This window comes from Pseudomonas sp. WSY_20 (genome assembly GCF_043104335.1).
Lineage (GTDB): Bacteria > Pseudomonadota > Gammaproteobacteria > Pseudomonadales > Pseudomonadaceae > Aquipseudomonas > Aquipseudomonas parafulva_B.
This window is the reverse complement of the sequence record NZ_JBICKP010000017.1, coordinates 174939-196789: the sequence shown is the minus strand read 5'-3', so window position 1 is coordinate 196789 and position 21851 is coordinate 174939. Positions and strand designations below refer to the sequence as shown.

The window sequence follows — 21851 nt, the reverse complement described above, 5'->3', positions numbered from 1 at the left end:
ATCATCGGCTTCAGCGTTACCAGGCACCCTATCTGAACTGATATTCCAAGCCAGCACCGGCGTACCATGAACGCCCCGGGGCTGCCTCGTAATAGCGTTTGTTGCTGTCACCGACAATCACCGAACCCACGTACTGACGGTCGAACAGGTTGTCCAGGCGCACCAGCTGATGGAACGTCCAAGGGCCGACCTGTTGCTCGAAGCGCGTGCGCCAGTTGAACACAGCATAGGCAGGCGCAGCTTTCTGCTGGTTGCTGTCCTCAACGAACACCTTGCTGCGGTACTGCCCCTCGAACCCCATGCTGACCGACGTGGTGGGTTTCCACACCACTTCTGCATACAGGTTGTCTCGCGGCACACCTGGCAAGCGGTTGCCACTGTCGATGACTTGTCCGCCTTGCTTGAAGTCGTCGGCATAGCGAGCGTCGGTATGGGTGTACACCCAAGTGGTCTGCCAGCGCTCGGCAAGGTCGCTCTGTAAGCTGGCTTCGAAACCACGGCGCACGGTCTGCCCGGCATTGTGGTAACTGGTGCGACCGTTGGTGGCATTATCGACCACGATTTCGTTATCCGTACGGATCTCGAACAGGGCTGCGTTCAGCCGCGTGGCGGCGCCCAGGCGATATTTCACCCCTAGCTCATATTGCTTGCTGGTGGCAGGTTCCAGCCCGAAGTTGAAGCTTTCCTGCAGGCCTGGCGCATAGGCCATTTCGGCCTGTGTAGGCGTTTCGAAGCCCTTTCCTAGGCTGGCGTAGCCACGCAGATCAGGCGTGAAGGCATACATCACAGACAGCGTCGGGTTGGCCTGCTGATACCGCTTGGCACCGCTGGCGTCACCGTTTTCCAGATAGTGGTCATCGACCTTCATCTTCATAGTGCTGTAGCGCACACCCAGCTCGCTGGTCCAGTTGCCAATTTCCCAGCGCGCCTGCACATACGGGTCGAGGCTGGTAGCGATGTCTTTCTCGTCGCGCTTGAGCTCGCCCTTGACCCCAAGTTGGTCGCCACGGAAGTTCTGGTAGCCCCTGCGGTCATCCGTACTCTGGTCGTAGTCGGCACCCACGGTGAACGTGAAATGCCCAGGCACGGCCAGTACCGGCTGAATCCAGCGCAGCGTACCGCCGTGAAACTCGCGGTCAAAATCGACCACACCGCCACCGCGCTGACTGTTGGAGTCGCGCTCAGAACCACTCAAACCAGCTTCACGCTGTCTGTTGAAACTGTCCGGCCGAGGAATCGACAGGTACTGCACCACGCTCCGGCGCCCTGCGTAGAGATTGAACTGAAGGGTAGCGTCGCCAACGTAGCGTTCGTAGTTCATGCCCACCTGTTGGTGGTCGATACTCTTGCGCGTGTTGTAGGCCCTTGCGCCATCAGCGACCGAACGTGGGTCGTGCTTGTAGCTGGACCAAAGCTGACCCAGCGGGTCTTGCGTGTTGTTCTGTTCCAGGCTGCTATAAATCAGCGCCAGGCGTGAATCGGCGTCCGGCTTGATGTGCACCTTGGCGAACGTCTGGTCGCGCTTGGCCGCGCTATGGTCACGGTAACCATCGGTGTCCATACGCGAAGCATCCAGCACGAAACCACCGATCTCGTTGCCCCCTTGCGCCGACAGGTGATGCTTGCTGAAGCCATCGCTGCCAAATGTTGTTTCGGCACCAAGGCGAGCCGGCCCTTCCCCATCACGGCTGAACATCTGGATGACACCGCCAGCGTTGCTGCCATACAGCGTAGCGGCCGGGCCACGCAGTACCTCGATGCGGTCGGCCACATCCAGGTTCAGCGTGGCTGCCTGACCCTGTCCGTCTGGGGTGCTGGCGGGGATACCATCGCTGAGCAGCTTGATACCGCGTACGCCGAACGCAGAGCGAGCACCAAAGCCACGTGACGATATCTGCAGGTCCTGGGCATAGTTCTGGCGATTCTGTACTACGAGGCCAGGGACTTTGGTCAGGACCTCTGACAAGTTGACGCCAAGTTGGCCATCCGTGCCATTGGACAGGTCGACCGTGTCCACCGAAAACGGTAGGTCGAAGCTGCTGGTAGGGGCGTAGGCGCCGGTGACGACCATCGGATCGATAACGATCGCGGTCGACGGGTCGGCCCAGGCCTCAGTGTGAGCAGTAACACCACCGACAAACAGCAAAGCGAGGTGTGTGGAAGAGGTAAGGCGTAAGACCAATCGATACATGAGCAATTTCCGGAAAGTGCCGCTATTACAGCAGACCTTGGCCTGGATCGCGAACATGACGAGGACGAGCCGCAGAACTTTCCCTTCAAGCTGTTGCGAAATCCCTTACAGTGAAATACTGTACGTGCATACAGCAAAACAAGGAAATGCCTGTGTCTATCTCCTCGCCCTCACCTGCCAGCTACCAACAATTGGGCATGCGCATCCAGAAAATCATCAACAACCCCATTGCCCAGCGCAGCCGGGCGGCTTTGATCTTTCGCCTGGAACAGGAAACACCGGAGGACTGGGACACGTTGCTGGCCGAGATTGCCGAAAATGACAATGTCACCCTCGCCCACCGTGACGATGGCGGCGTACAGATTTTCTGGACTGTGCCCAAGGAAGACTGACCGCGCATGAGAGTTTCGCTTATTGCAGCTGCCTGCCTGCTGATGGCTCCGCTTGCCCATGCCGATGCGCCCCGTACGTTCCAGGAGGCCAAGAAGGTCGCCAGGCAACTCTACGCACCACAATCCACCGAGTTCTATTGCGGTTGCAAATACAACGGCAACAAAGTCGATATGGCTTCATGTGGGTATACACCACGCAAGAATGCCCAACGCGCTTCACGCATCGAGTGGGAACACATCGTGCCGGCCTGGCAAATCGGCCATCTGCGCCAATGTTGGCAAAGCGGCGGTCGCAAGGCCTGCTCGCAGCACGACGAGGTATACAAACGCGCCGAAGCCGATCTGCACAACCTGGTGCCAAGCGTGGGAGAGGTCAACGGCGACCGCAGCAACTACAGCTTCGGCTGGCTGCCAGAGCAACGCGGGCAATACGGCAAGTGCCTAACCCAAGTGGACTTCAAGGCCAGAAAGGTCATGCCGCGGCCTTCGATCCGCGGCATGATTGCACGCACCTACTTCTATATGAGCAAGCAATACAATTTGCGCCTCTCCAGGCAGGACCGTCAGCTATTCGAGGCGTGGAACAAGACGTATCCGCCGCAGCCTTGGGAATATCAACGCAACCAGCGGGTTGGGTGCCTGATGGGGCGCGGCAATGAGTTCGTGGGACCGGTCGACCTCAAGGCGTGTAGCTGATCGACCGGCTACGAGCGCTTAGCGGGCTGCGCCGTGCTGGATGACCACTGAATCGGTGCCAAGCTTGGCCATGACTTCATCGCGACGGGCCTGCGCCTGCTCCCGGGTCGGAAATGGCCCCAGCAGGACCACAGGCTTGCCGTCCCGGTACTCCACCGAAGACGGTATGCCCTTCTCGATCAGACGCGCGGTCATGTCGCTCAGTGCACCCATGTTGGCGCCCTGGATGACTTCGACGTCCCATCCCTCTGGCGCGGGCTCACCTTCGAGCGCCTGCGCACGGCGCTGCAATTCGGCACCCCCGCACAGCTCTCGGATACGCAGGTTATTGCCATTGTCGTCGACAATGATTTCGTACTGACCGTCGCGTTTGATGGCCACATAACTGCGGTAGGCCTGGTATTGGCCGGCATCGTCCTTACCACGCACCTGACCGCAGATCGTACCCTGGGTATCAATGCGCACGTTACCGAACTTGGCGGTCTTGGGGTTTTGCAGGTATTCGGCCACACGCCTGTGCACGCCCTCCACCTCGTTGTCACACCCCGCCAGGGCCAGTACTGCCATTACCACCGCCAGTTTGCGCACGCGTCTACCTCCAGGTTGGAAGAGGCGGATTCTACCACGCGAGGCCATGAACCGGACTGCGGCCAAAGGTTACACGCTGATTCAAGCAGACATGCAAAAAGGGCGACCATTTCTGATCGCCCTTTTTGGGATTTGGTAGGCACAATTGGACTCGAACCAACGACCCCCACCATGTCAAGGTGGTGCTCTAACCAACTGAGCTATGTGCCTGTCGTGTGGTGCGCATATTAGAGATCTGCTAAGCACCTGTAAAGCTTTTTTTCGATATAAATCAGAAACTTTCGAACACGGCTCGGACGGGAGCCATGCCAAACTTTCCCACGCCAAACGCAAGAAGGGTGACCCTTTCGGATCACCCTTCTTTGATTTGGTAGGCACAATTGGACTCGAACCAACGACCCCCACCATGTCAAGGTGGTGCTCTAACCAACTGAGCTATGTGCCTGTCGTGGTGCGCATTCTACGTAATTACAAAAGCGTGTCAACAGTTTTTTTTGCGCTAACTCACTGAATTGCAAACTCTTTATAAAGAAGCACCAGACGCAGGCGGTGTTCATGATTTTCAGTGGATGACTAGCGGGTGTTTATTATTATTGATAGCATCGCTACATTCGTTAAAAATATAAAACACGAGGTTCTGCAGCATGGCTAACACCCCCTACCCCCAGTCCTACTACGCCGCCTCGGCCAACCCGGTGCCGCCACGTCCGGCGCTGCAGGGTGAGGTGCAAACCGATGTCTGCATCATCGGCGCAGGCTACACCGGCTTGTCCAGTGCCCTGTTCCTGTTGGAAAACGGCTTCAAGGTCAGCGTCGTCGAAGCAGCCAAAGTTGGTTTCGGCGCATCGGGCCGCAACGGTGGCCAGATCGTCAACAGCTACAGCCGCGACATCGATGTCATCGAGCGCACCGTGGGTGCCCGCCAGGCGCAGCTGCTGGGCGAAATGGCCTTCGAGGGCGGGCGCATCATCCGCGAGCGGGTGGCCAAGTACAACATCCAGTGCGACCTCAAGGATGGTGGCGTTTTCGCTGCACTGACCAGCAAACAGATGGGTCACCTGGAATCGCAAAAGCGCCTATGGGAACGTTTCGGCCACAACCAGCTGGAGCTCATGGATCGACAGCGCATCCGCGAAGTGGTGGCCTGCGACAACTATATCGGCGGCATGCTCGACATGAGCGGCGGTCATATCCATCCGCTCAACCTGGCCCTCGGCGAAGCTGCTGCCGTCGAATCGCTGGGTGGTACCATCTATGAGCAAACCCCGGCCGTGCGCATCGAGCGTGGCGCCAACCCGGTCGTGCATACCCCACAGGGCAAAGTGCGCGCCAAGTTCATCATCGTGGCGGGCAACGCCTACCTGGGCAACTTGGTCCCAGAGCTTGCCGCCAAGTCCATGCCCTGCGGTACGCAGGTCATCACGACCGAACCCTTGGGCGATGAACTGGCGCGTACCTTGCTGCCGCAGGACTACTGCGTCGAAGACTGCAATTACCTGCTCGACTACTATCGCCTGACCAGTGACAAGCGCCTGATCTTTGGTGGCGGCGTAGTATATGGGGCACGGGACCCGGCCAACATCGAGGCGATCATCCGTCCGAAGATGCTCAAGGCCTTCCCGCAGCTGAAGAACGTCAAGATCGATTACGCCTGGACCGGCAACTTCCTGCTGACGTTGTCGCGCCTGCCACAAGTAGGCCGGATCGGTGACAACATCTATTACTCCCAGGGGTGTTCGGGCCACGGGGTCACCTATACCCACCTGGCAGGCAAAGTCCTGGCCGAGGCGATGCGTGGCCAGGCGGAGCGGTTCGATGCCTTTGCCGGGCTGCCGCACTACCCGTTCCCGGGCGGTCAGATGCTGCGCGTGCCTTTCAGTGCCTTGGGCGCTTGGTACTACAGCCTGCGTGACCGCCTGGGCTTCTGAGCTAAGGCATGGCAGCCCGTAAAGGGCTGCCACTTGGCGTGATGCTGTTCATTCGATATCGCTGGGCCGTAGCCGCTCCGGCGCCCCGTCAAGGCCGCTCTTACAGTGACCGCGTGACGCTTGATGCGAGCGGTCTCACTTGATGCTGTCCAGGGCCTGCCTGGCCGCTAATTCCTGACCCGCACGCGCCAGTTCGTCAGCGGCCTGCAGCCAGCGCTGACGATCGACGTTCGCCGGCAACTGCCCCGGCGGCTGCACCAGAATTGCCCAGCGCCCCTCCTTCGCCCAGGCAGAGGCGAAATCGTCGAATGCCATCACCAGGCGGCGTTGCATGCCTGCACGCATCAGCACGCGCTGTTTGTACCGGTCATACCCTATCAAGACCGCATACCTGGGTTCGCTCCACCATGCCGAACCGTCCTGATAGCGAACCAGCACCGGGTTTCCAGCGGCAACCTGCGTCAACAAGGCATCGAGCCGCTTGTCCAAGGGGTACACCACCCTCCCGTAGTCCCGCGCAACGCGCGCAATGCTGGTATCGAGGCTGTCGAGGCCCATGGGCAGGTTCAGCGGCTGATCGAGCAACCCTGGCGTGATGGGCGCACCTTGCTGCGACAGGACCGCGGCCAATGCCATGGCTGCGCTGTGGTTGGCGTTACCGCGGTAGAACGGAACGCTGCTGAGCTCCACCCGCTGGGGCAGGCCCTGGAGGGCGGTAGAGGGTGTCCCGGCACAACCTGCCAAGGTGACACCCAACCAACACGCCAGGATGAGCTGACGAACGGCCTTGGTCGGCGACGACGAGGTGAAAGTGGGCATGGGGTACTCGCTTGCTCAAACGCAGGGCAGGCAGCGCCCTGCTGTGTTCGCGATGATAGGTCCCACAACAGCGGCGGTACAGTCCGACAGGGCATGTTGGCGAATCAGCTCGGCGCCGCAGGCGTTATTCGATGGAACGTACCGACGCAGGGGCTACACTAATCAAGTGTCTGGAAGGCAATCGCTGGCGTATCAAGCGCTCGCCGTAGAGATGGAGGCACGAATGAATATGACCTTGGCAATCATCATGTTGGTGTGCATGTGGCTCAGCGTTGCGGTGGCCATGCTCTGGGGCGTACTGCGCATCGCACGGCGGCACGCTCAACCCGTTGCGCAAACACAGCCACGCCCTCAACCCGCCCCTGCACGGCGTGCTCCACGCGCAGCAGCGGCGCACTGACCCCACCCGAAACATGCAGCGAATGGGGCGCCATGCGCCCCGCCTGCTGTCATCCTTGCTTGGCCTCACGCTTGAGGCGTGCCCGACGTGCCAGAATATTCAGAATCTCGATAGCGGTCGAGAATGCCATGGCCGCATACACATAGCCTTTGGGCACGTGGGCGCCGAACCCCTCGGCGATCAATGTCATGCCAATCATGATCAGGAAACCTAGCGCCAGCATGACAACGGTAGGGTTGTCGTTGATGAAGTTGGCCAACGGATCGGCCGCCACCATCATCACGATCACGGCAGTAATCACGGCGATGATCATGATCGGCAAATGTTCGGTCATGCCTACGGCAGTGATAATGCTGTCTACCGAGAACACGATATCGAGCAACAGAATCTGGAAAATCGCTGCGGCAAAGCCCAAGGTGACGGTAGAAGAAGCCTTGGACTCTTCCTTGGCACCGTGTGGGTCGACGTTCTCGTGAATTTCCTTGGTGGCCTTCCACAGCAAGAACAGGCCGCCGGCAATCAGGATCACATCCTTCCAGGAGAAGGCGTTGCCAAACACCTCGAACACAGGGTCGGTCAGTTGCACGATCCAGGCAACGGTGCTCAGCAGTGCCAGACGCATCACCAGTGCCATGCTGATACCGATGCGACGTGCCTTGGAGCGATACGCAACGGGCAACTTGTTGGTCAGGATGGAGATGAAGATAAGGTTGTCGATACCCAGTACTACTTCCATGGCCACCAGCGTGGCAAGCGCCACCCAGGCTGTGGGGCTAGCGGCAAGTTCCAGCAAATATTCCATTGTTCACATCCTGTCACGCGGGTTGGGGATCAAATGTCCTGGGTTTTGGAGGCAGGGTCATCTTGCTCGGGCTCTTGCTTCTCGGGCCCCAGCGCGTCGCTCAGGGCCTGCTGGGCAGCCTGATTGGTTTGCTCGATAACCTGCTGAGCCGACTTCGCTGCCTGGTCCAGCACCTGCTGCGCAGACTTCTCAGCCTGATCACAGCCGGCCAGTACTATCAGCGTCATGCCCATGACCAGCGCAGTACCCATTGATTTGAAATACAGCATAGGCGCCTCCGGAATGATGTGCGCAGGCTCGTATCAGCCTGAATGATGTGGATTCTAGTCGGCGCAACACTTCTGTAAAATTCGTATTTTCAAGCGATATACTTCGGTTTTTTCGAATTGGCCTTTGCGCTCATGCTTAACTATCGCCAGCTTCACTACTTCTGGGTGGTAGCCCGAACCGGCAGCATCGTTCGCGCCAGCGAGCAATTGAACCTGACGCCACAGACCATCAGCGGGCAGATCACTCTGTTGGAACAGGCTTATGGCGTCGAGTTGTTCCAGCGGGTGGGTCGGCAATTGGAATTGACTGAAACCGGACGCCAGGCGCTCACGTACGCCGAGCAGATGTTCCAGCTAGGGGGAGAGCTTGAAGCCATGCTGCGTGCCGGCCCCCAGGAGCAGATTCTGTTCCGGGTCGGGGTGGCTGACGTGGTGCCCAAATCCATTGTCTATCGATTATTGGCACCCACCATGGAGCTTGAGAATGTGCTGCGCATCAACTGCCGTGAAGACAAGCTGGAGCGCCTCCTGGCCGACCTTGCCATTCAGCGACTGGACCTGGTCATTTCAGACAGCCCGATGCCGCCGCACCTGGACATCAAAGGCTATAGCCAGAAACTGGGAGAATGTGGCCTGAGCTTTTTCGCAACCCCAACATTGGCCCACCGGCATGACGGCCTGTTCCCGGAGTGCTTGCACGATGCACCGCTGCTCATACCCGGGCAGGAAACCGTACTGCGCAGCCGCCTGCTGCGCTGGCTTGGTGAGCAACATATCCAACCGCGTATCGTCGGCGAGTTCGACGACAGCGCCCTGATGCAGGCGTTCGGGCAGTCTGGCAGTGGCATCTTCGTGGCGCCCAGCGTAATTGCCGAAGAAGTGTGTCGCCAATATGGCGTACAACTGATCGGACAAACCGAGGCCGTGAACGAGTCCTTCTACGCTATTTCAGTCGAGCGCAAGGTCAAGCATCCTGGCATCGTTGCCATCACTGAAGGGGCACGACGCGAACTGTTCAACTGGTAGCGTTTCCTGACAACGGCCAGCAAGTGCCTGACCAAGGTCTATGGTAAAGTCCAGCCCTTTTCAGATTTCGGGACCTCGCTGCGCATGACACCGCTCCTTCGCCTTCTCAACCGCACCGGCCTGGTGACGCAAATCGTGATCGGTCTGGTGGCAGGTATCGCCCTTGCCCTGATCGCGCCAGCCGTCGCCCGCGACCTGGGCTTTTTCGGTACGGTGTTCGTCAGTGCCTTGAAGGCGGTGGCACCCGTGCTGGTATTCATCCTGGTCATGGCATCGATTGCCAATCATCGACACGGACAGGAAACCCACATCCGTCCCATCTTGTGGCTGTACTTGCTCGGCACGTTCGCCTCGGCTGTCGTGGCGGTGGTTGCCAGCATGATGTTTCCTTCGCACCTGGTACTGAACGCAGCCGACGCCACCCTAAGTGCACCGGGCGGCATCAACGAGGTGTTGAAGAACCTGCTGCTCAGTGCGGTCGACAACCCGATCAACGCGCTGCTCAACGCTAATTTCATCGGTGTGCTGACTTGGGCGATCGGCCTGGGCATCGCATTGCGCCACGCCGGTGACACCACCCGCAAGGTGGTCGACGACCTGTCCAATGGCGTTACGCTGATCGTGCGCATTGTCATTCGCTTTGCGCCACTGGGCATCTTCGGCCTGGTCACCTCCACCTTGGCTCAGTCCGGGCTGAAAGCGATGCTGGGGTACCTGCACCTGCTGGCGGTACTGATCGGGTGCATGCTGTTCGTCGCTCTGGTCATGAACCCGCTGATCGTGTTCTGGAAAACCCGTCGCAATCCCTACCCGCTCACCCTGCTGTGTCTACGCGAAAGCGGTATTACTGCATTTTTCACCCGCAGTTCGGCAGCCAATATTCCTGTGAACATGGCGTTGTCCGAACGGCTTGGGCTGCATGAGGATACTTATTCGGTATCCATTCCGCTGGGGGCCACGATCAACATGGCCGGCGCTGCAATCACCATTACCGTATTGACGCTGGCGGCGGTGCACACCTTGGGCATTCCCTTGGATCTCCCCACGGCCGTGTTGCTCAGTGTGGTAGCGGCGGTCTGTGCTTGCGGTGCGTCAGGCGTGGCCGGCGGTTCCTTGCTGCTCATCCCGCTGGCCTGCAGCCTGTTCGGTATTCCCAGTGAAATCGCCATGCAGGTCGTGGCGGTGGGGTTCATCATCGGCGTGCTGCAGGATTCCGCCGAAACCGCACTCAACTCCTCCACCGACGTGCTGTTCACTGCAGCCGCTTGCCAGGCCGAGGAGCGCCGCAGCGCCTGATTCAGCCGGGCCGTCTTGCGGCCCTCCCCTCATTTACCTACGCTAATGGCCTTTTCCCAGCAATGAGACAGGGCCATGTCCGAGCAAGACACCCCCACTGAAGGTCGCTTGAACAGCGTCGAGATTCGCGTGCTCGGCTCGCTGATCGAAAAACAGGCCACCAGCCCGGAAAGCTACCCACTCACCCTCAACGCCCTGCTCCTGGCCTGTAACCAAAAGACCAGCCGCGAGCCGGTGATGAACCTCACCCAAGGCCAAGTGGGCCAGGCGTTGCGCAGCCTCGAAGCACAACAGATGGCACGCCTGCAGATGGGCAGCCGCGCCGATCGCTGGGAACACCGGGTGGACAAGGCGCTGGAATTGGTGCCTGCACAGCTGGTGCTGATGGGGCTGATGTTCCTGCGTGGCCCGCAGACCCTCAGCGAGTTGCTAGCCCGCAGCAACCGCCTGCACGACTTCGACGACACTGACCAGGTCCGCCACCAGCTCGAGCGCCTGGTATCACGTAACTTGGCCGTGCACCTGCCGCGTCAGGCCGGTCAGCGGGAAGACCGTTACACGCATGGGTTGGGTGACCCGGCAGAGATCGAAACCATTCTGGCCGCAAGGCAGCAGGAAGGTCCAACGCGCAGCGGTACCGGCGCGGCCGCGCAGGATCGAATCGAAGCACTGGAAGCGCGTATCGCTGCATTGGAAGCTCGCCTGGACGCACTTGGCGGCTAGGCTTCAACGGTCTGATTTGGGGAAGTTGCGGCAGCTCTTGCGCTCGGCCATTTCACGATCGCTTGGGCGCTGATCGACGAATACGGTGTGGCCGTTACTGTAGATCTCAAGGTAGCCCCAGTGCAGGTCTTGTTCAGTCTGCCCAGGCTTTGGCGGCACTAGCCACCAGGGTTCGCGGCTGATCAGGGTCATGGCGTGGCTCCTGAAGGGTCTGCATGTAAGCATAGACACCCTCATGCCACGGGGGTTTAGCCAGGCCCATGACAAAACCCCCGCATGCGCTGCGCCGTAGAGCACGGCCAGTGCATGCGAGGGTTGCGGCTCTGCCCAAATGTCGCTTATGCAGGGGCCGAGGTGCGGATCAGGTGGTCGAAGGCGGCCAGAGACGCCTTCGCCCCTTCGCCTACGGCGATCACGATCTGTTTGTAGGGCACCGTCGTCACGTCACCTGCAGCGAACACACCCGCAATACTGGTCTGCCCCTTGGCATCGACGATGATTTCGCCGCGTGCCGACAGTTCAACGGTGCCTTTGAGCCAATCGGTGTTCGGCAACAGACCGATCTGAACGAAAATCCCCTCCAACGCCAGCTCATGTTCGATGTCGCTGGTCCGGTCCTTATAACGCAGGCCAGTTACTTTTTCGCCATTGCCGATCACTTCGGTGGTCAGTGCCTGGGTGATGACCGTCACGTTAGGCAAGCTGTGCAATTTGCGTTGCAGCACCGCATCGGCACGCAGCTGGCTATCGAATTCAATCAACGTCACCTGCGCCACGATACCTGCCAAATCGATCGCCGCTTCCACGCCGGAGTTACCGCCACCAATCACCGCCACGCGCTTGCCCTTGAACAATGGGCCATCGCAGTGCGGGCAGTAGGCCACGCCGCGGCCACGGTATTGCTGTTCACCCGGTACATTCATCTCGCGCCAGCGAGCGCCGGTGGCCAGGATGACGGTCTTGGCCTTGAGCGAAGCCCCGCTCGCCATGCGCACTTCATGCAGGCCGCCGTCGGTAGCCGGAATCAGTGCTTCACCGCGCTGCAGGTTCATGATGTCCACCTCGTACTGCTTGACGTGTTCTTCAAGCGCGGTGGCCAGTTTCGGGCCTTCGGTTTCATGGACGGACACAAAGTTCTCGATGGCCATGGTGTCGAGCACCTGCCCACCGAACCGTTCGGCGGCCACGCCGGTGCGGATACCCTTGCGCGCTGCATAGATGGCGGCAGAAGCACCTGCCGGGCCACCGCCCATGACCAGTACATCGAACGCCTGCTTGGCATTGAGTTTCTCGGCCTGACGCGCGCCGGCGTTGGTGTCGATCTTGCCAAGAATTTCCTCAAGACCCATGCGCCCCTGGCCGAACACCTCACCGTTGAGGTACACGCTGGGCACGGCCATGATCTGGCGGGCATCGACTTCAGCCTGGAACAGTGCACCGTCGATGGCCACGTGGCGTACGTTGGGGTTGAGCACCGCCATCAGGTTCAACGCCTGAACCACATCCGGGCAGTTCTGGCAGGACAGCGAGAAGTAGGTCTCGAAGCTGAACTCCCCTTCCAGCGCCTGGATCTGCTCGATCACTTCCAGGCTGGCCTTGGAGGGGTGGCCGCCCACTTGCAGCAGCGCCAGTACCAGGGACGTGAACTCGTGGCCCATGGGAATGCCGGCGAAACGCAGGCTGATGTCGCCGTTGGGGCGATTGAGCGAGAACGAAGGGCGGCGGGCGTCGTCGCCATCGGCTCGCAGGGTGATGAGGCTGGACAAGCCGGCGATTTCCACCAGCAGGTCGTGTAATTCGCGGGACTTCGCACCGTCGTCGAGGGAAGCAACGATCTCGATCGGCTGGGTGACCCGCTCCAGGTAGGTTTTCAGTTGCGATTTAAGCGTGGCGTCCAACATACGGGCGATTTCCTTTTTCAAAACTCGGATACAAAAACGCCCAGGCGAAGTCGCCCGGGCGTTTGACGGGGCGGTAAGTGGTTCAGCTGTGGCGGCTGCTTACCGCCCGCGTATGGCACATGACTGGCTGATCTCCCCGCAAGGCCTGCGCGGCGCTGCCGCGGCACAGGCGCTTATCGGGCGAGAATCAGATCTTGCCGACCAGATCCAGCGACGGCGCCAGAGTAGCCTCGCCTTCTTTCCACTTGGCTGGGCAGACTTCGCCTGGGTGCGCGGCGACGTATTGGGCAGCCTTGACCTTGCGCAGCAGCTCGGTAGCGTCACGACCTACACCACCATCGTTCAGCTCGACGATCTTGATCTGGCCTTCGGGGTTGATCACGAAGGTACCGCGGTCAGCCAGGCCGGCTTCTTCGATCAGTACGTCGAAGTTGCGGGCGATCACATGGGTCGGGTCGCCGATCAGTGGGTACTGAATCTTGCCGATGGTGTCCGAGGTGTCGTGCCACGCTTTGTGGGTGAAGTGGGTGTCGGTGGAAACACCGTAGATCTCAACGCCCAGTTTCTGGAACTCGGCGTAGTTGTCAGCAAGGTCACCCAGCTCGGTCGGGCACACGAAAGTGAAGTCGGCTGGATAGAAGAACACGACAGACCATTTGCCTTTCAGGTCGGCTTCGCTGACCGGGACGAACTCGCCCTTGTGGTAGGCAGTGGCGTTGAACGGTTTGACCTGGCTGTTGATGATAGGCATGAGAGACGCTCCTTCATGGGTTGAAATCAGTTGACGGAGAGAATCCTAACCGCATGGACCGATAAAGGCTCATTGGCAAACCTGATGCTTATGATTGGTTTTGGCTATGAGCCAGACCGGTCAAGGGCTGCCTAGCCCGGTGTTGCCCAAGCGGGCGACAACCCATGGATGCGGCGGCGTGGGGGCTGCGGCTCGTTAACCCCCACCCCGCAACCAGGCCGCACGTTGCGTGCGGCCTGGGTTGAGTCAGCGAGTCACCGTGCGCATGGTCACGAATTCTTCCGCTGCCGTGGGGTGCACGCCGATGGTTTCATCGAACTGTTGCTTGGTCGCGCCCGCTTTGAGCGCGATGCCCAGGCCCTGGATGATCTCGCCTGCATCCGGCCCGACCATGTGGCAACCGAGCACCTTGTCGGTCTTGGCATCCACCACCAGCTTCATCAGGGTCTTTTCCTGGATGTCGGTGAGGGTCAGCTTCATGGCGCGGAAGCGGCTTTCGAAGATCTTGACCTCATAGCCCTGCTCGACAGCCTGTTCTTCGGTGAGCCCTACCGTGCCGATAGGCGGCTGGCTGAACACTGCCGTGGGGATATTCTGGTAGTCCACGGGGCGGTACTGCTCCGGCTTGAACAAACGCCTGGCCACGGCCATACCTTCAGCCAGTGCCACAGGCGTCAGTTGCACGCGGCCGATCACATCACCAATGGCCAGGATCGAGGGCGCCGTGGTCTGGTATTGATCGTCTACTCGCACATACCCCTTGTCATCCAGTTCGACGCCGGTGTTTTCCAAGCCAAGGTTGTCCAGCATCGGACGCCGGCCGGTGGCGTAGAAGATGCAGTCGGCAACCAGTTCCCGCCCGTCCTTGAGCGTCGCCTTGAGGCTGCCATCCTCGAGTTTGTCGATGCGCTGGATGTCAGCATTGAACTGCAAGTCGAGCCCGCGTTTTTCGAGCTCTTCCTTGAGGTGGGTACGCACCGAACCATCGAAGCCGCGCAGGAACAGATCGCCGCGATACAGCAACGTGGTCGCGGCGCCCAGCCCCTGGAAGATCCCGGCGAATTCCACCGCGATGTAGCCGCCGCCCACCACCAGCACCCGCCGCGGCAGGTCCTTGAGGTAGAACGCTTCGTTGGAGGTGATCGCCAATTCCTTGCCAGGGATGTCCGGCACCTGGGGCCAGCCGCCGGTGGCGATCAGGATGTGCTCGGCGCTGTAGCGCTGACCTTCGACCTCGACTTCGTTGGGCCCGGTCATGCGCGCATGGCCTTGAATCAGGGTTACGCCGCTGTTGACCAGCAGGTTGCGGTAGATGCCATTAAGCCGTTCGATTTCACGGTTCTTGTTGGCGATCAGCGTACCCCAGTCGAAGTGCCCTTCTTCCAAGGTCCAGCCGTATCCAGCCGCTTGCTCCAGTTCGTCGGCCACATGGGCGCCGTACACTAGCAGCTTTTTAGGCACACACCCCACGTTGACACAGGTGCCGCCCAGGTAGCGGCTCTCGGCAACCGCTACCTTCGCGCCAAAACCGGCAGCGAACCGTGCGGCGCGCACGCCACCGGAGCCGGCGCCAATCACGAACAGATCAAAATCGTAGGCCACTTTTCGTTCTCCAAAAAAAAGCTGCAAGCTTCAAGCGGCAGACTGCACAACGGGCAGCGTGGCTTGTCACTTGCAGCTTGGTACCGGCAGTTTCAAGCTTCAAGCATCAGGCGGCAAGAAAAAACGCGCCTGGCTTGCAGCAGGGGCTCAGTAGGCCTTGCCGGTCTTGTAGTAGTTCTCGAAGCAGAAGTTGGTCGCGTCGATGTAGCCTTCGGCGCCACCGCAGTCGAAACGCTGGCCTTTGAACTTGTACGCGATTACGCAGCCATTCTGGGCCTGTTGCAGCAAGGCGTCGGTGATCTGGATTTCGCCGCCCTTGCCGGGTTCGGTATTGGCGATGATGTCGAAGATATCCGGGGTCAGGATGTAACGGCCGATGATGGCGAGGTTGGACGGGGCATCTTCAGGCTTTGGTTTCTCTACCATGTTGGTCACACGGAAGATGTCGTCACGAATCATGTCGCCGGCAATGACACCGTACTTGTTGGTTTCCTGCGGATCGACTTCCTGAATGGCGACGATCGAGCAACGGAACTGGTTGTACAGCTTCACCATCTGGGTCAGCACGCCGTCGCCTTCAGGGTTGACGCACAGGTCGTCCGCCAGCACTACGGCGAAGGGCTCGTCGCCGATCAGCGGACGGCCGGTAAGGATAGCGTGGCCCAGGCCTTTCATCTCGGTCTGACGGGTGTAGGAGAACGAGCACTCGTCCAGGAGGCGACGAATGCCTACCAGATATTTCTCCTTGTCGGTACCCTTGATCTGGTTTTCCAGCTCGTAGCTGATGTCGAAGTGATCTTCCAGCGCGCGCTTACCGCGACCGGTAACGATGGAGATCTCGCTCAACCCTGCATCCAATGCTTCCTCAACGCCGTACTGGATCAACGGCTTGTTGACCACTGGCAGCATTTCCTTCGGCATGGCTTTGGTGGCGGGCAGGAAGCGAGTGCCATAGCCGGCTGCCGGGAACAAGCATTTCTTGATCATAAACGTCCTTAACAAAGGCTAGGCCTGGGGGTTACGGCGCAGTCTAATCAGGCGGCGGTCACCTTACAATGCCCCGCCTGTGGCCGATCGTTGGGAACATAGAGGCAACCGCTCACGGATAGTTCAAAGGGTCGCCCAATATTCCTGACCGGTACGTCACCCCTCCAGGCCCTTGCCCGGTCATCAGTGACCGGTGCCCTGCCCGATCAACACCCCCTCGACCTTCTGGCCATAGAGGTTGACCCCGTCATTGGCATGGAACTTCAGGCGCGTTTTCTCGATGGAGCCCTCTACCAACCGTGGGTCCTGGGGCCGCTCGTGCCGGTTTATCCATGCCGCCACATCCCAGGCCTGCTGGTCGCTGAGCGAACCCGGTCGACCCAGTGGCATGTTGTACTTGATGAATGACGCCGCCGTATTGATCCGGTGCATGCCCGCCCCCCAGTTGTAGGCCTCCCTGCCCCAGAGCGGCGGCATCACATACTCGCCCGCCACCTTCTGCCCTTCGCCCTGCTTGCCGTGGCAGATCGCACATTGTTCGAGATACACCTTCTGCCCACGCGTGAAGTCATAGCCACCCGCTGGCGGCGCCACTTCCGGATAACCTCGCCCGGCCAACTCGACCCCGGTCGGCGCCTTGGTAGAAAGCCAGTAGGAATAAACCGACAGCGCAGTCATCTGCGGACTGTCAGCCGCCGGCGGCTTGCCGTTCATGCTGAACTGAAAACAGCCTTGGATTCGCTCGGCATAGGTGTTGACCTTGTCGTTTTTCTTGCGGTAAGCCGGGTACATCGGATAGGCGCCCCACAGGGGAGCCGAGTGCGCCATGCGCCCTTGATCTAGGTGGCAGTTACTGCAGTTCATGCCGTTGCCAACCGCTTCAGGCATCAGTCGCCGGGTATCGACGAACAGGGCGTGCCCCTCGCGCACCATCTTGCCAAACGCATTGTCCGGCAACTCGCCCTCGGCCGGCGGCACGAAGCGCGGCTGCACCTGTGCATCCGGCACCTTGAGCTGGGACTGGTCCTCCATGGTCACGGGGTTGGCGTGAGCGCTGCCTGCGGCCAGCAGCAGGGCTGTAAGCAAAGGCTTCATGGCTTGGCCTCCAGGTTAGCGGGATGGGCGAAAAACTCGGCAACGGCCGTGATCTCGTCAGGGGTCATGGCCTTGGCCACGCCGACCATCAGCTGGTTGGGATCGTTACTGCGCGTTCCATCCCGCCAGGCGTTGAGTTGTGCCACCAGGTAAGCTGCAGGCTGGCCAGACAACGGAGGGAAGTGCTCGCCCACCCCGCCACCGCCAGGGCCGTGACACTGGATACATCCGGGGATATGCCGCTCCCAGTCGCCATAAAGCGCAAGCCGCAGCGTTGGATCATCGGCAATTTGCTGACGGCGCAGGTCACCGGTTGGCGGTGCCGGCAAGCTGGCCAGGTAGGCGCTCACTGCCGTGATCTCGTCCTCGGACAACGCCTTTGCCAAGGGCGCCATTACTGCCTGCTGTCGAGTACCCCTGCGCCAGTCATGCAATTGCTTGCTCAAGTACGAGGCCGGCAGGCCAGCGAGCCTGGGGAAGCCTGCTGCGCCGATGCCGTTGCCATCGGCACCGTGGCACCCGATGCAGGCCAGGGCAGCGGGGTCGGCGCCCCCTTGGGTAAAGACTTTCTGGCCATCTGCAGCGTGGGCCGATGCCCAGGCCAGGGACATCAGGCCACCGATCACCATGACGCTGAACGGTCTCATCATGAACCTCCTTTTCTATTGTTATATGCTTAGGCCCAAAACATATAAGCAAAAGGAGGATGGTCACTTGCGCTGGGTCAATCCCCGGAAATACAAGCCGTCGCGGCTTTGCGCACATCACCCGGGCGCAATGGGAAGTTGCTCAGACGCTCATGCAACTTGATGCTGCTGCCATTGTTGCTACGCTGGCTGATATCCAGGAGCGCGCCTGGGCCCTCGCCTGGCGAGAACTTCTGCGGCACGATCAGACGCAATCCATCGCCGCGTTTCTCTTCCGTCAACGGGCCACGCGAGTCGGCCAGGCGGGCCTTCACGCAGTCGGCATATTCACGTGGCGTCTTGCCTGACATCACATCCATCGTCTCATGGGACTGTTCAAGGTCAGACACACTGGCGCACCCGGCCAGGGTCAGCATCCACGCCGCCAACATCCACTTCATCTGCTGCACCTCTGTCATCACGAACCCCGTTCGACCGTGATCTGGCTCTTTTGCTCCCTGGACTGGCAGATTTATCTGCGCCCGATCAGCCGCCCGGCGCGCTCACCGCGCATCGTGGTATCGTGCGCGTTTGCAAAACCAGACTTTGCGGAGCCACACATGAAATTCGTACACCAGCGCGAGCACCTCAACGAGGACGATATCGTCGTCATCGAGTGTTCCCAGCGCTGCAACATCCGTCTGATGAACGACGCCAACTTTCGCAGCTTCAAGAATGGCGGTCGTCACACCTATCACGGCGGCCACTTCGACAAGTTCCCCGCCAAGATCACCGTGCCCAGCACCGGTTTCTGGAACATCACCATCGATACCGTGACGACCCGTCCGATCTCGGTCACGCGCAAGCCCAGCCTCACGCACAAGATCAAGATCATCCGCCGTTCCTCGTCGCAACTCAGGTAAGGCCAGCCATGACCCAGACCATCAAGTACGTCATCAAATACAAGCTCGAAGGCCAGCGCCGCTGGGATTTCGCCCTCATGTCAGACGACTCTCCGGAACAGGCCCTGCAAGCCCTGCGCAAGATCCATGGTGACGACGTCGACAAGGTCAGCGACATCCAGGTCAGCAAGGCACTCTAATCGCCCAGTCCCCATTCACCGCGCTTGAAGGAGCTTCGCATGAGTCAGTGGCCCGATCGCCGTATTCTCGATTTGCTGGGTATCGAACGGCCCATCCTTCAAGCGCCGATGGCTGGGGCATCGGGCACGGCGATGGCCATTGCGGTAAGCCAGGCTGGTGGTCTGGGCGCCCTGCCTTGCGCCATGCTCACTCACCAGCAGGTACGCGAGCACATCGCGGCCTTTCGAGCTGCCAGCCCTGGCCGCGCCCTGAACCTGAACTTCTTCTGCCATCAGGTGCCGGCTTGCGATGCCGACGCCCTGACCGCGTGGAAGCAGACGCTTGAACCCTACTATCGAGCACTGGGGGCTGATTTCGAAGCACCTGCGCCGGCGTCTAATCGCGCCCCTTTCGACGAACAGAGCTGCCAGCTGGTTGAGGAACTGCGCCCTGAAGTGGTGAGTTTCCACTTCGGCCTGCCTCAGGTTGACCTGCTACGCAGGGTCAAAGCCAGCGGGGCCCGGGTACTGTCCAGTGCCACCACTGTCGAAGAGGCGCGCTGGCTACAGGACCGTGGCTGCGATGCGATCATCGCCATGGGCTATGAGGCTGGCGGGCATCGCGGCATGTTCCTCAGTGAAGACATCACCACCCAAATCGGTACGCTTGCGCTGGTGCCGCAAGTGGCCGATGCCGTTGATGTACCGGTGATCGCGGCCGGTGGTATTGCCGATCACCGTGGTCTGCTGGCCGCATTGGCACTGGGCGCTTCTGCGGTGCAGATCGGCACTGCTTACCTGTTCTGCCCTGAGGCAAACGTGTCGTCGTTTCACCGGCAGGCGCTGGACAGTGCACCGGCCAGCGACACGGCCCTGACCAACTTGTTCACTGGCCGCCCGGCCCGCGGCATCAATAATCGCCTGATGCGCGAGCTGGGCCCCATGAGCGCGCAGGCGCCGCGGTTTCCACTGGCAGGTGGCGCGTTGATGCCGCTGCGGGCGATCACTGAGGCCCAAGGCGACAGTGGCTTCAGCAACCTTTGGGCAGGCCAGGCACTGCGCCTTGGCCGGCACATGTCCGCTGCAGACCTGACCCGTGACATTGCAGACAAAGCATTGGCTCGACTAAGCCGCTAATCGGACCGCTCGAAACTTGCTCCAACCGCTATTTAACAAAAACAGCTGCAGGCAACTGGCGAAGCGCTATATAGTCAGGCATATAACGAAAACCAGGAGCTGTCCCAATGCGTTCTCGCCTGCCCTATCTAGCCGCCCTCGCCAGCCTGATCATGCTGAACACCGCCTGGGCCGACGAGGTCCAGGTGGCTGTCGCTGCCAACTTCACCGCGCCAATCCAGGCCATCGCCAAGGATTTCGAGAAGGACACCGGCCATACGTTGATCGCAGCCTACGGCGCTACCGGGCAGTTCTATGCCCAGATCAAGAACGGTGCCCCCTTCGAAGTGTTCCTGGCAGCAGACGACAGCACCCCGGCCAAGCTCGAGCAAGAGAACGCCATCGTGCCGGGCTCACGCTTTACCTACGCCATCGGAACACTGGCCCTGTGGTCGGCCCAGCCTGGGTATGTGGATGACAAGGGCGCGGTCTTGCAAGGCAATGCCTACAAGCACCTCTCACTCGCCAATCCAAAGACCGCGCCGTATGGCCTGGCGGCCACGCAAGTGCTGGAAAAGCTCAAGTTGACCGAGGCGACGCGCGCCAAATGGGTCGAGGGTCAAAATATCACCCAAGCCTTCCAGTTCGTATCTACCGGTAATGCAGAGCTGGGCTTCGTGGCGCTGTCGCAGATCTTCAAGGATGGCAAGGTACAGAGTGGTTCGGCCTGGATCGTCCCGGCTTCCTTGCACGACCCCATCCGCCAGGACGCAGTGATCCTGAAAAAAGGCAAGGACAACCCGGCTGCCAAGGCCCTGGTGGACTACCTCAAGGGCCCCAACGCTGCTGCGGTAATCAAAGCCTACGGCTATGAAATCTGATGCCGCTCGATGCCAGTGACCTTGGCGCCATCTGGCTTACCCTGAAGCTGGCCAGCCTGACCACCCTGATCCTGTTGATCGTGGGCACACCCATCGGCTGGTGGCTGGCACGCACCCGGTCATGGCTTCGCGGCCCGATAGGTGCCATCGTTGCCCTGCCTCTGGTGCTGCCGCCTACGGTGATCGGGTTCTACCTGCTGATTGCACTAGGCCCGCATGGCTGGCTTGGCCAAGCGATTGCAGCACTGGGCCTGGACAGTGTGGTGTTCAGCTTCTCGGGCCTTGTGATCGGCTCGGTCATCTACTCGATGCCCTTTGTGGTCCAGCCGCTGCAAAACGCTTTTGCCGCCATCGGTAAACGCCCCATGGAAGTGGCGGCCACGCTGCGCGCCGGGCCGTGGGACAGTTTCGTGCACGTGGCGCTACCACTGGCCCGTCCTGGCTTCATCACTGCCAGCATTCTGGGTTTTGCCCACACCGTAGGCGAGTTTGGTGTCGTGCTGATGATCGGTGGCAACATTCCCGACAAGACCCGCGTGGTGTCCGTGCAGATTTTCGACCATGTCGAGGCGATGGCCTACACCCAGGCTCACTGGCTCGCAGGCGCCATGCTGGTGTTCTCTTTCCTGGTGCTGCTGTTGCTGTACGCAGGCAAACGCGGCAATACGGGCTGGAACTGAC

24 protein-coding genes, 2 tRNA genes and 1 pseudogene are annotated in these 21851 nt (G+C 60.2%); 12 read left to right on the top strand and 15 right to left on the bottom strand.

Annotation, left to right across the window (positions count from 1 at the left end; genetic code table 11):
- Positions 1-28: 28 nt before the first annotated feature.
- The gene (locus ACF8E5_RS04045; RefSeq protein ID WP_326383606.1) at positions 29-2071 is read right to left on the bottom strand and encodes a TonB-dependent receptor; all 2043 of its coding nucleotides are present in this window, start codon (positions 2069-2071) and stop codon (positions 29-31) included.
- 266 nt (positions 2072-2337) lie between these two features.
- On the opposite strand from ACF8E5_RS04045, the gene ACF8E5_RS04040 reads away from it, so the two are divergent.
- Both ACF8E5_RS04040 and ACF8E5_RS04035 read left to right on the top strand, forming a co-directional pair.
- A complete protein-coding gene (locus ACF8E5_RS04040; RefSeq protein WP_196125767.1) occupies positions 2338-2583 on the top strand; it encodes a DUF1654 domain-containing protein in 246 nt (81 codons plus the stop codon).
- A gap of 6 nt (positions 2584-2589) precedes the next feature.
- Positions 2590-3279, top strand: a complete 690-nt coding sequence (locus tag ACF8E5_RS04035) for an endonuclease (RefSeq protein WP_058603355.1) — start codon at positions 2590-2592, stop codon at positions 3277-3279.
- 18 nt (positions 3280-3297) lie between these two features.
- Here the strand turns inward: ACF8E5_RS04035 and ACF8E5_RS04030 are convergent, their stop codons facing one another.
- The 3 genes from ACF8E5_RS04030 to ACF8E5_RS04020 form a co-directional block, all read right to left on the bottom strand.
- Positions 3298-3867 (bottom strand): SPOR domain-containing protein, encoded by a 570-nt coding sequence (locus ACF8E5_RS04030; protein ID WP_392474938.1) that lies wholly within the window; start codon positions 3865-3867, stop codon positions 3298-3300.
- 133 nt (positions 3868-4000) lie between these two features.
- Positions 4001-4077, bottom strand: a tRNA-Val gene (locus ACF8E5_RS04025).
- Positions 4078-4235: 158 nt separating this feature from the next.
- Positions 4236-4312, bottom strand: a tRNA-Val gene (locus ACF8E5_RS04020).
- Between the two features lie 199 nt (positions 4313-4511).
- On the opposite strand from ACF8E5_RS04020, the gene ACF8E5_RS04015 reads away from it, so the two are divergent.
- Positions 4512-5795: an NAD(P)/FAD-dependent oxidoreductase gene (locus tag ACF8E5_RS04015; protein ID WP_392474937.1), complete on the top strand. Its 1284-nt coding sequence runs from the start codon at positions 4512-4514 to the stop codon at positions 5793-5795.
- A 135-nt stretch (positions 5796-5930) separates the two neighbouring features.
- Here ACF8E5_RS04015 and ACF8E5_RS04010 read toward each other — a convergent pair.
- Positions 5931-6633 (bottom strand): annotated as a pseudogene (locus ACF8E5_RS04010) (peptidase C39 family protein).
- A gap of 204 nt (positions 6634-6837) precedes the next feature.
- Between ACF8E5_RS04010 and ACF8E5_RS04005 the strand changes: the two are divergent.
- Positions 6838-7014 carry a hypothetical protein gene (locus ACF8E5_RS04005; protein WP_178091250.1) on the top strand — a complete coding sequence of 59 codons (177 nt, stop codon included), beginning with the start codon at positions 6838-6840 and terminating at the stop codon, positions 7012-7014.
- A 49-nt stretch (positions 7015-7063) separates the two neighbouring features.
- Here the strand turns inward: ACF8E5_RS04005 and ACF8E5_RS04000 are convergent, their stop codons facing one another.
- Both ACF8E5_RS04000 and ACF8E5_RS03995 read right to left on the bottom strand, forming a co-directional pair.
- Positions 7064-7816: a TerC family protein gene (locus ACF8E5_RS04000; RefSeq protein WP_027916097.1), complete on the bottom strand. Its 753-nt coding sequence runs from the start codon at positions 7814-7816 to the stop codon at positions 7064-7066.
- A gap of 29 nt (positions 7817-7845) precedes the next feature.
- A complete protein-coding gene (locus ACF8E5_RS03995; RefSeq protein WP_058637795.1) occupies positions 7846-8085 on the bottom strand; it encodes a hypothetical protein in 240 nt (79 codons plus the stop codon).
- 132 nt (positions 8086-8217) lie between these two features.
- Here ACF8E5_RS03995 and nhaR point away from each other — a divergent pair, with 132 nt between their 5' ends.
- From nhaR to ACF8E5_RS03980, 3 genes are all read left to right on the top strand, one after another.
- Positions 8218-9111, top strand: coding sequence for a transcriptional activator NhaR (gene nhaR / locus ACF8E5_RS03990; RefSeq protein ID WP_058637796.1), 894 nt, complete (start codon positions 8218-8220; stop codon positions 9109-9111).
- A gap of 84 nt (positions 9112-9195) precedes the next feature.
- Positions 9196-10407 carry a serine/threonine transporter SstT gene (gene sstT / locus ACF8E5_RS03985; RefSeq protein WP_058637797.1) on the top strand — a complete coding sequence of 404 codons (1212 nt, stop codon included), beginning with the start codon at positions 9196-9198 and terminating at the stop codon, positions 10405-10407.
- Positions 10408-10482: 75 nt separating this feature from the next.
- Entirely contained in the window at positions 10483-11130 is a 648-nt protein-coding gene (locus ACF8E5_RS03980; protein ID WP_196185397.1) for a YceH family protein, read from the top strand.
- A gap of 3 nt (positions 11131-11133) precedes the next feature.
- Here the strand turns inward: ACF8E5_RS03980 and ACF8E5_RS03975 are convergent, their stop codons facing one another.
- The 8 genes from ACF8E5_RS03975 to ACF8E5_RS03940 form a co-directional block, all read right to left on the bottom strand.
- A complete protein-coding gene (locus tag ACF8E5_RS03975) occupies positions 11134-11322 on the bottom strand; it encodes a hypothetical protein (RefSeq protein ID WP_058603364.1) in 189 nt (62 codons plus the stop codon).
- Between the two features lie 146 nt (positions 11323-11468).
- Positions 11469-13031, bottom strand: coding sequence for an alkyl hydroperoxide reductase subunit F (gene ahpF / locus ACF8E5_RS03970; RefSeq protein WP_392474936.1), 1563 nt, complete (start codon positions 13029-13031; stop codon positions 11469-11471).
- Positions 13032-13218: 187 nt separating this feature from the next.
- A complete protein-coding gene (gene ahpC / locus ACF8E5_RS03965) occupies positions 13219-13782 on the bottom strand; it encodes an alkyl hydroperoxide reductase subunit C (protein WP_028686434.1) in 564 nt (187 codons plus the stop codon).
- Between the two features lie 246 nt (positions 13783-14028).
- On the bottom strand, positions 14029-15384 hold the full coding sequence (gene gorA, locus ACF8E5_RS03960) for a glutathione-disulfide reductase (RefSeq protein WP_196121534.1): 1356 nt from the start codon (positions 15382-15384) through the stop codon (positions 14029-14031).
- Between the two features lie 147 nt (positions 15385-15531).
- Positions 15532-16371, bottom strand: a complete 840-nt coding sequence (gene galU / locus ACF8E5_RS03955) for a UTP--glucose-1-phosphate uridylyltransferase GalU (protein ID WP_058603367.1) — start codon at positions 16369-16371, stop codon at positions 15532-15534.
- A gap of 183 nt (positions 16372-16554) precedes the next feature.
- A complete protein-coding gene (locus ACF8E5_RS03950; RefSeq protein ID WP_392474935.1) occupies positions 16555-17466 on the bottom strand; it encodes a c-type cytochrome in 912 nt (303 codons plus the stop codon).
- Entirely contained in the window at positions 17463-18113 is a 651-nt protein-coding gene (locus ACF8E5_RS03945; protein ID WP_197843864.1) for a cytochrome c, read from the bottom strand. Before ACF8E5_RS03945 ends, ACF8E5_RS03950 begins: the two co-directional genes overlap by 4 nt.
- 77 nt (positions 18114-18190) lie before the next feature.
- Positions 18191-18553, bottom strand: coding sequence for a hypothetical protein (locus tag ACF8E5_RS03940; RefSeq protein WP_058637940.1), 363 nt, complete (start codon positions 18551-18553; stop codon positions 18191-18193).
- Between the two features lie 159 nt (positions 18554-18712).
- Between ACF8E5_RS03940 and ACF8E5_RS03935 the strand changes: the two genes are divergently transcribed.
- The 5 genes from ACF8E5_RS03935 (at position 18713) to modB (ending at position 21850) form a co-directional block, all read left to right on the top strand.
- Positions 18713-19015 carry a DUF1883 domain-containing protein gene (locus ACF8E5_RS03935; RefSeq protein WP_027916110.1) on the top strand — a complete coding sequence of 101 codons (303 nt, stop codon included), beginning with the start codon at positions 18713-18715 and terminating at the stop codon, positions 19013-19015.
- Positions 19016-19023: 8 nt separating this feature from the next.
- A complete protein-coding gene (locus ACF8E5_RS03930) occupies positions 19024-19194 on the top strand; it encodes a hypothetical protein (RefSeq protein WP_182138763.1) in 171 nt (56 codons plus the stop codon).
- A gap of 39 nt (positions 19195-19233) precedes the next feature.
- Positions 19234-20310 (top strand): NAD(P)H-dependent flavin oxidoreductase, encoded by a 1077-nt coding sequence (locus tag ACF8E5_RS03925; RefSeq protein WP_392474934.1) that lies wholly within the window; start codon positions 19234-19236, stop codon positions 20308-20310.
- Between the two features lie 107 nt (positions 20311-20417).
- Positions 20418-21170, top strand: a complete 753-nt coding sequence (gene modA, locus ACF8E5_RS03920; RefSeq protein ID WP_058637804.1) for a molybdate ABC transporter substrate-binding protein — start codon at positions 20418-20420, stop codon at positions 21168-21170.
- Positions 21170-21850 carry a molybdate ABC transporter permease subunit gene (gene modB / locus ACF8E5_RS03915; RefSeq protein ID WP_058637805.1) on the top strand — a complete coding sequence of 227 codons (681 nt, stop codon included), beginning with the start codon at positions 21170-21172 and terminating at the stop codon, positions 21848-21850. The genes modA and modB overlap by 1 nt, the downstream gene beginning before the upstream one ends.
- Position 21851 lies beyond the last annotated feature (1 nt).

What these genes read in the sequence shown, in the direction of transcription:
- ACF8E5_RS03950 (WP_392474935.1), bottom strand. Translation starts at nt 17,466, where the DNA reads ATGAAGCCTTTGCTTACAGCCCTGCTGCTGGCCGCAGGCAGCGCTCAC.
- ACF8E5_RS04005 (WP_178091250.1), top strand. Translation starts at nt 6,838, where the DNA reads ATGAATATGACCTTGGCAATCATCATGTTGGTGTGCATGTGGCTCAGC.
- ACF8E5_RS03940 (WP_058637940.1), bottom strand. Translation starts at nt 18,553, where the DNA reads ATGAAGTGGATGTTGGCGGCGTGGATGCTGACCCTGGCCGGGTGCGCC.
- modA (WP_058637804.1), top strand. Translation starts at nt 20,418, where the DNA reads ATGCGTTCTCGCCTGCCCTATCTAGCCGCCCTCGCCAGCCTGATCATG.
- ACF8E5_RS04045 (WP_326383606.1), bottom strand. Translation starts at nt 2,071, where the DNA reads ATGGTCGTCACCGGCGCCTACGCCCCTACCAGCAGCTTCGACCTACCG.
- ACF8E5_RS03935 (WP_027916110.1), top strand. Translation starts at nt 18,713, where the DNA reads ATGAAATTCGTACACCAGCGCGAGCACCTCAACGAGGACGATATCGTC.
- ACF8E5_RS04000 (WP_027916097.1), bottom strand. Translation starts at nt 7,816, where the DNA reads ATGGAATATTTGCTGGAACTTGCCGCTAGCCCCACAGCCTGGGTGGCG.
- ACF8E5_RS03925 (WP_392474934.1), top strand. Translation starts at nt 19,234, where the DNA reads ATGAGTCAGTGGCCCGATCGCCGTATTCTCGATTTGCTGGGTATCGAA.
- nhaR (WP_058637796.1), top strand. Translation starts at nt 8,218, where the DNA reads ATGCTTAACTATCGCCAGCTTCACTACTTCTGGGTGGTAGCCCGAACC.
- ACF8E5_RS03930 (WP_182138763.1), top strand. Translation starts at nt 19,024, where the DNA reads ATGACCCAGACCATCAAGTACGTCATCAAATACAAGCTCGAAGGCCAG.
- ACF8E5_RS04035 (WP_058603355.1), top strand. Translation starts at nt 2,590, where the DNA reads ATGAGAGTTTCGCTTATTGCAGCTGCCTGCCTGCTGATGGCTCCGCTT.
- ahpF (WP_392474936.1), bottom strand. Translation starts at nt 13,031, where the DNA reads ATGTTGGACGCCACGCTTAAATCGCAACTGAAAACCTACCTGGAGCGG.
- sstT (WP_058637797.1), top strand. Translation starts at nt 9,196, where the DNA reads ATGACACCGCTCCTTCGCCTTCTCAACCGCACCGGCCTGGTGACGCAA.
- ahpC (WP_028686434.1), bottom strand. Translation starts at nt 13,782, where the DNA reads ATGCCTATCATCAACAGCCAGGTCAAACCGTTCAACGCCACTGCCTAC.
- ACF8E5_RS04015 (WP_392474937.1), top strand. Translation starts at nt 4,512, where the DNA reads ATGGCTAACACCCCCTACCCCCAGTCCTACTACGCCGCCTCGGCCAAC.
- ACF8E5_RS03945 (WP_197843864.1), bottom strand. Translation starts at nt 18,113, where the DNA reads ATGAGACCGTTCAGCGTCATGGTGATCGGTGGCCTGATGTCCCTGGCC.
- galU (WP_058603367.1), bottom strand. Translation starts at nt 16,371, where the DNA reads ATGATCAAGAAATGCTTGTTCCCGGCAGCCGGCTATGGCACTCGCTTC.
- ACF8E5_RS04040 (WP_196125767.1), top strand. Translation starts at nt 2,338, where the DNA reads ATGCCTGTGTCTATCTCCTCGCCCTCACCTGCCAGCTACCAACAATTG.
- modB (WP_058637805.1), top strand. Translation starts at nt 21,170, where the DNA reads ATGCCGCTCGATGCCAGTGACCTTGGCGCCATCTGGCTTACCCTGAAG.
- ACF8E5_RS03975 (WP_058603364.1), bottom strand. Translation starts at nt 11,322, where the DNA reads ATGACCCTGATCAGCCGCGAACCCTGGTGGCTAGTGCCGCCAAAGCCT.
- ACF8E5_RS03995 (WP_058637795.1), bottom strand. Translation starts at nt 8,085, where the DNA reads ATGCTGTATTTCAAATCAATGGGTACTGCGCTGGTCATGGGCATGACG.
- ACF8E5_RS03980 (WP_196185397.1), top strand. Translation starts at nt 10,483, where the DNA reads ATGTCCGAGCAAGACACCCCCACTGAAGGTCGCTTGAACAGCGTCGAG.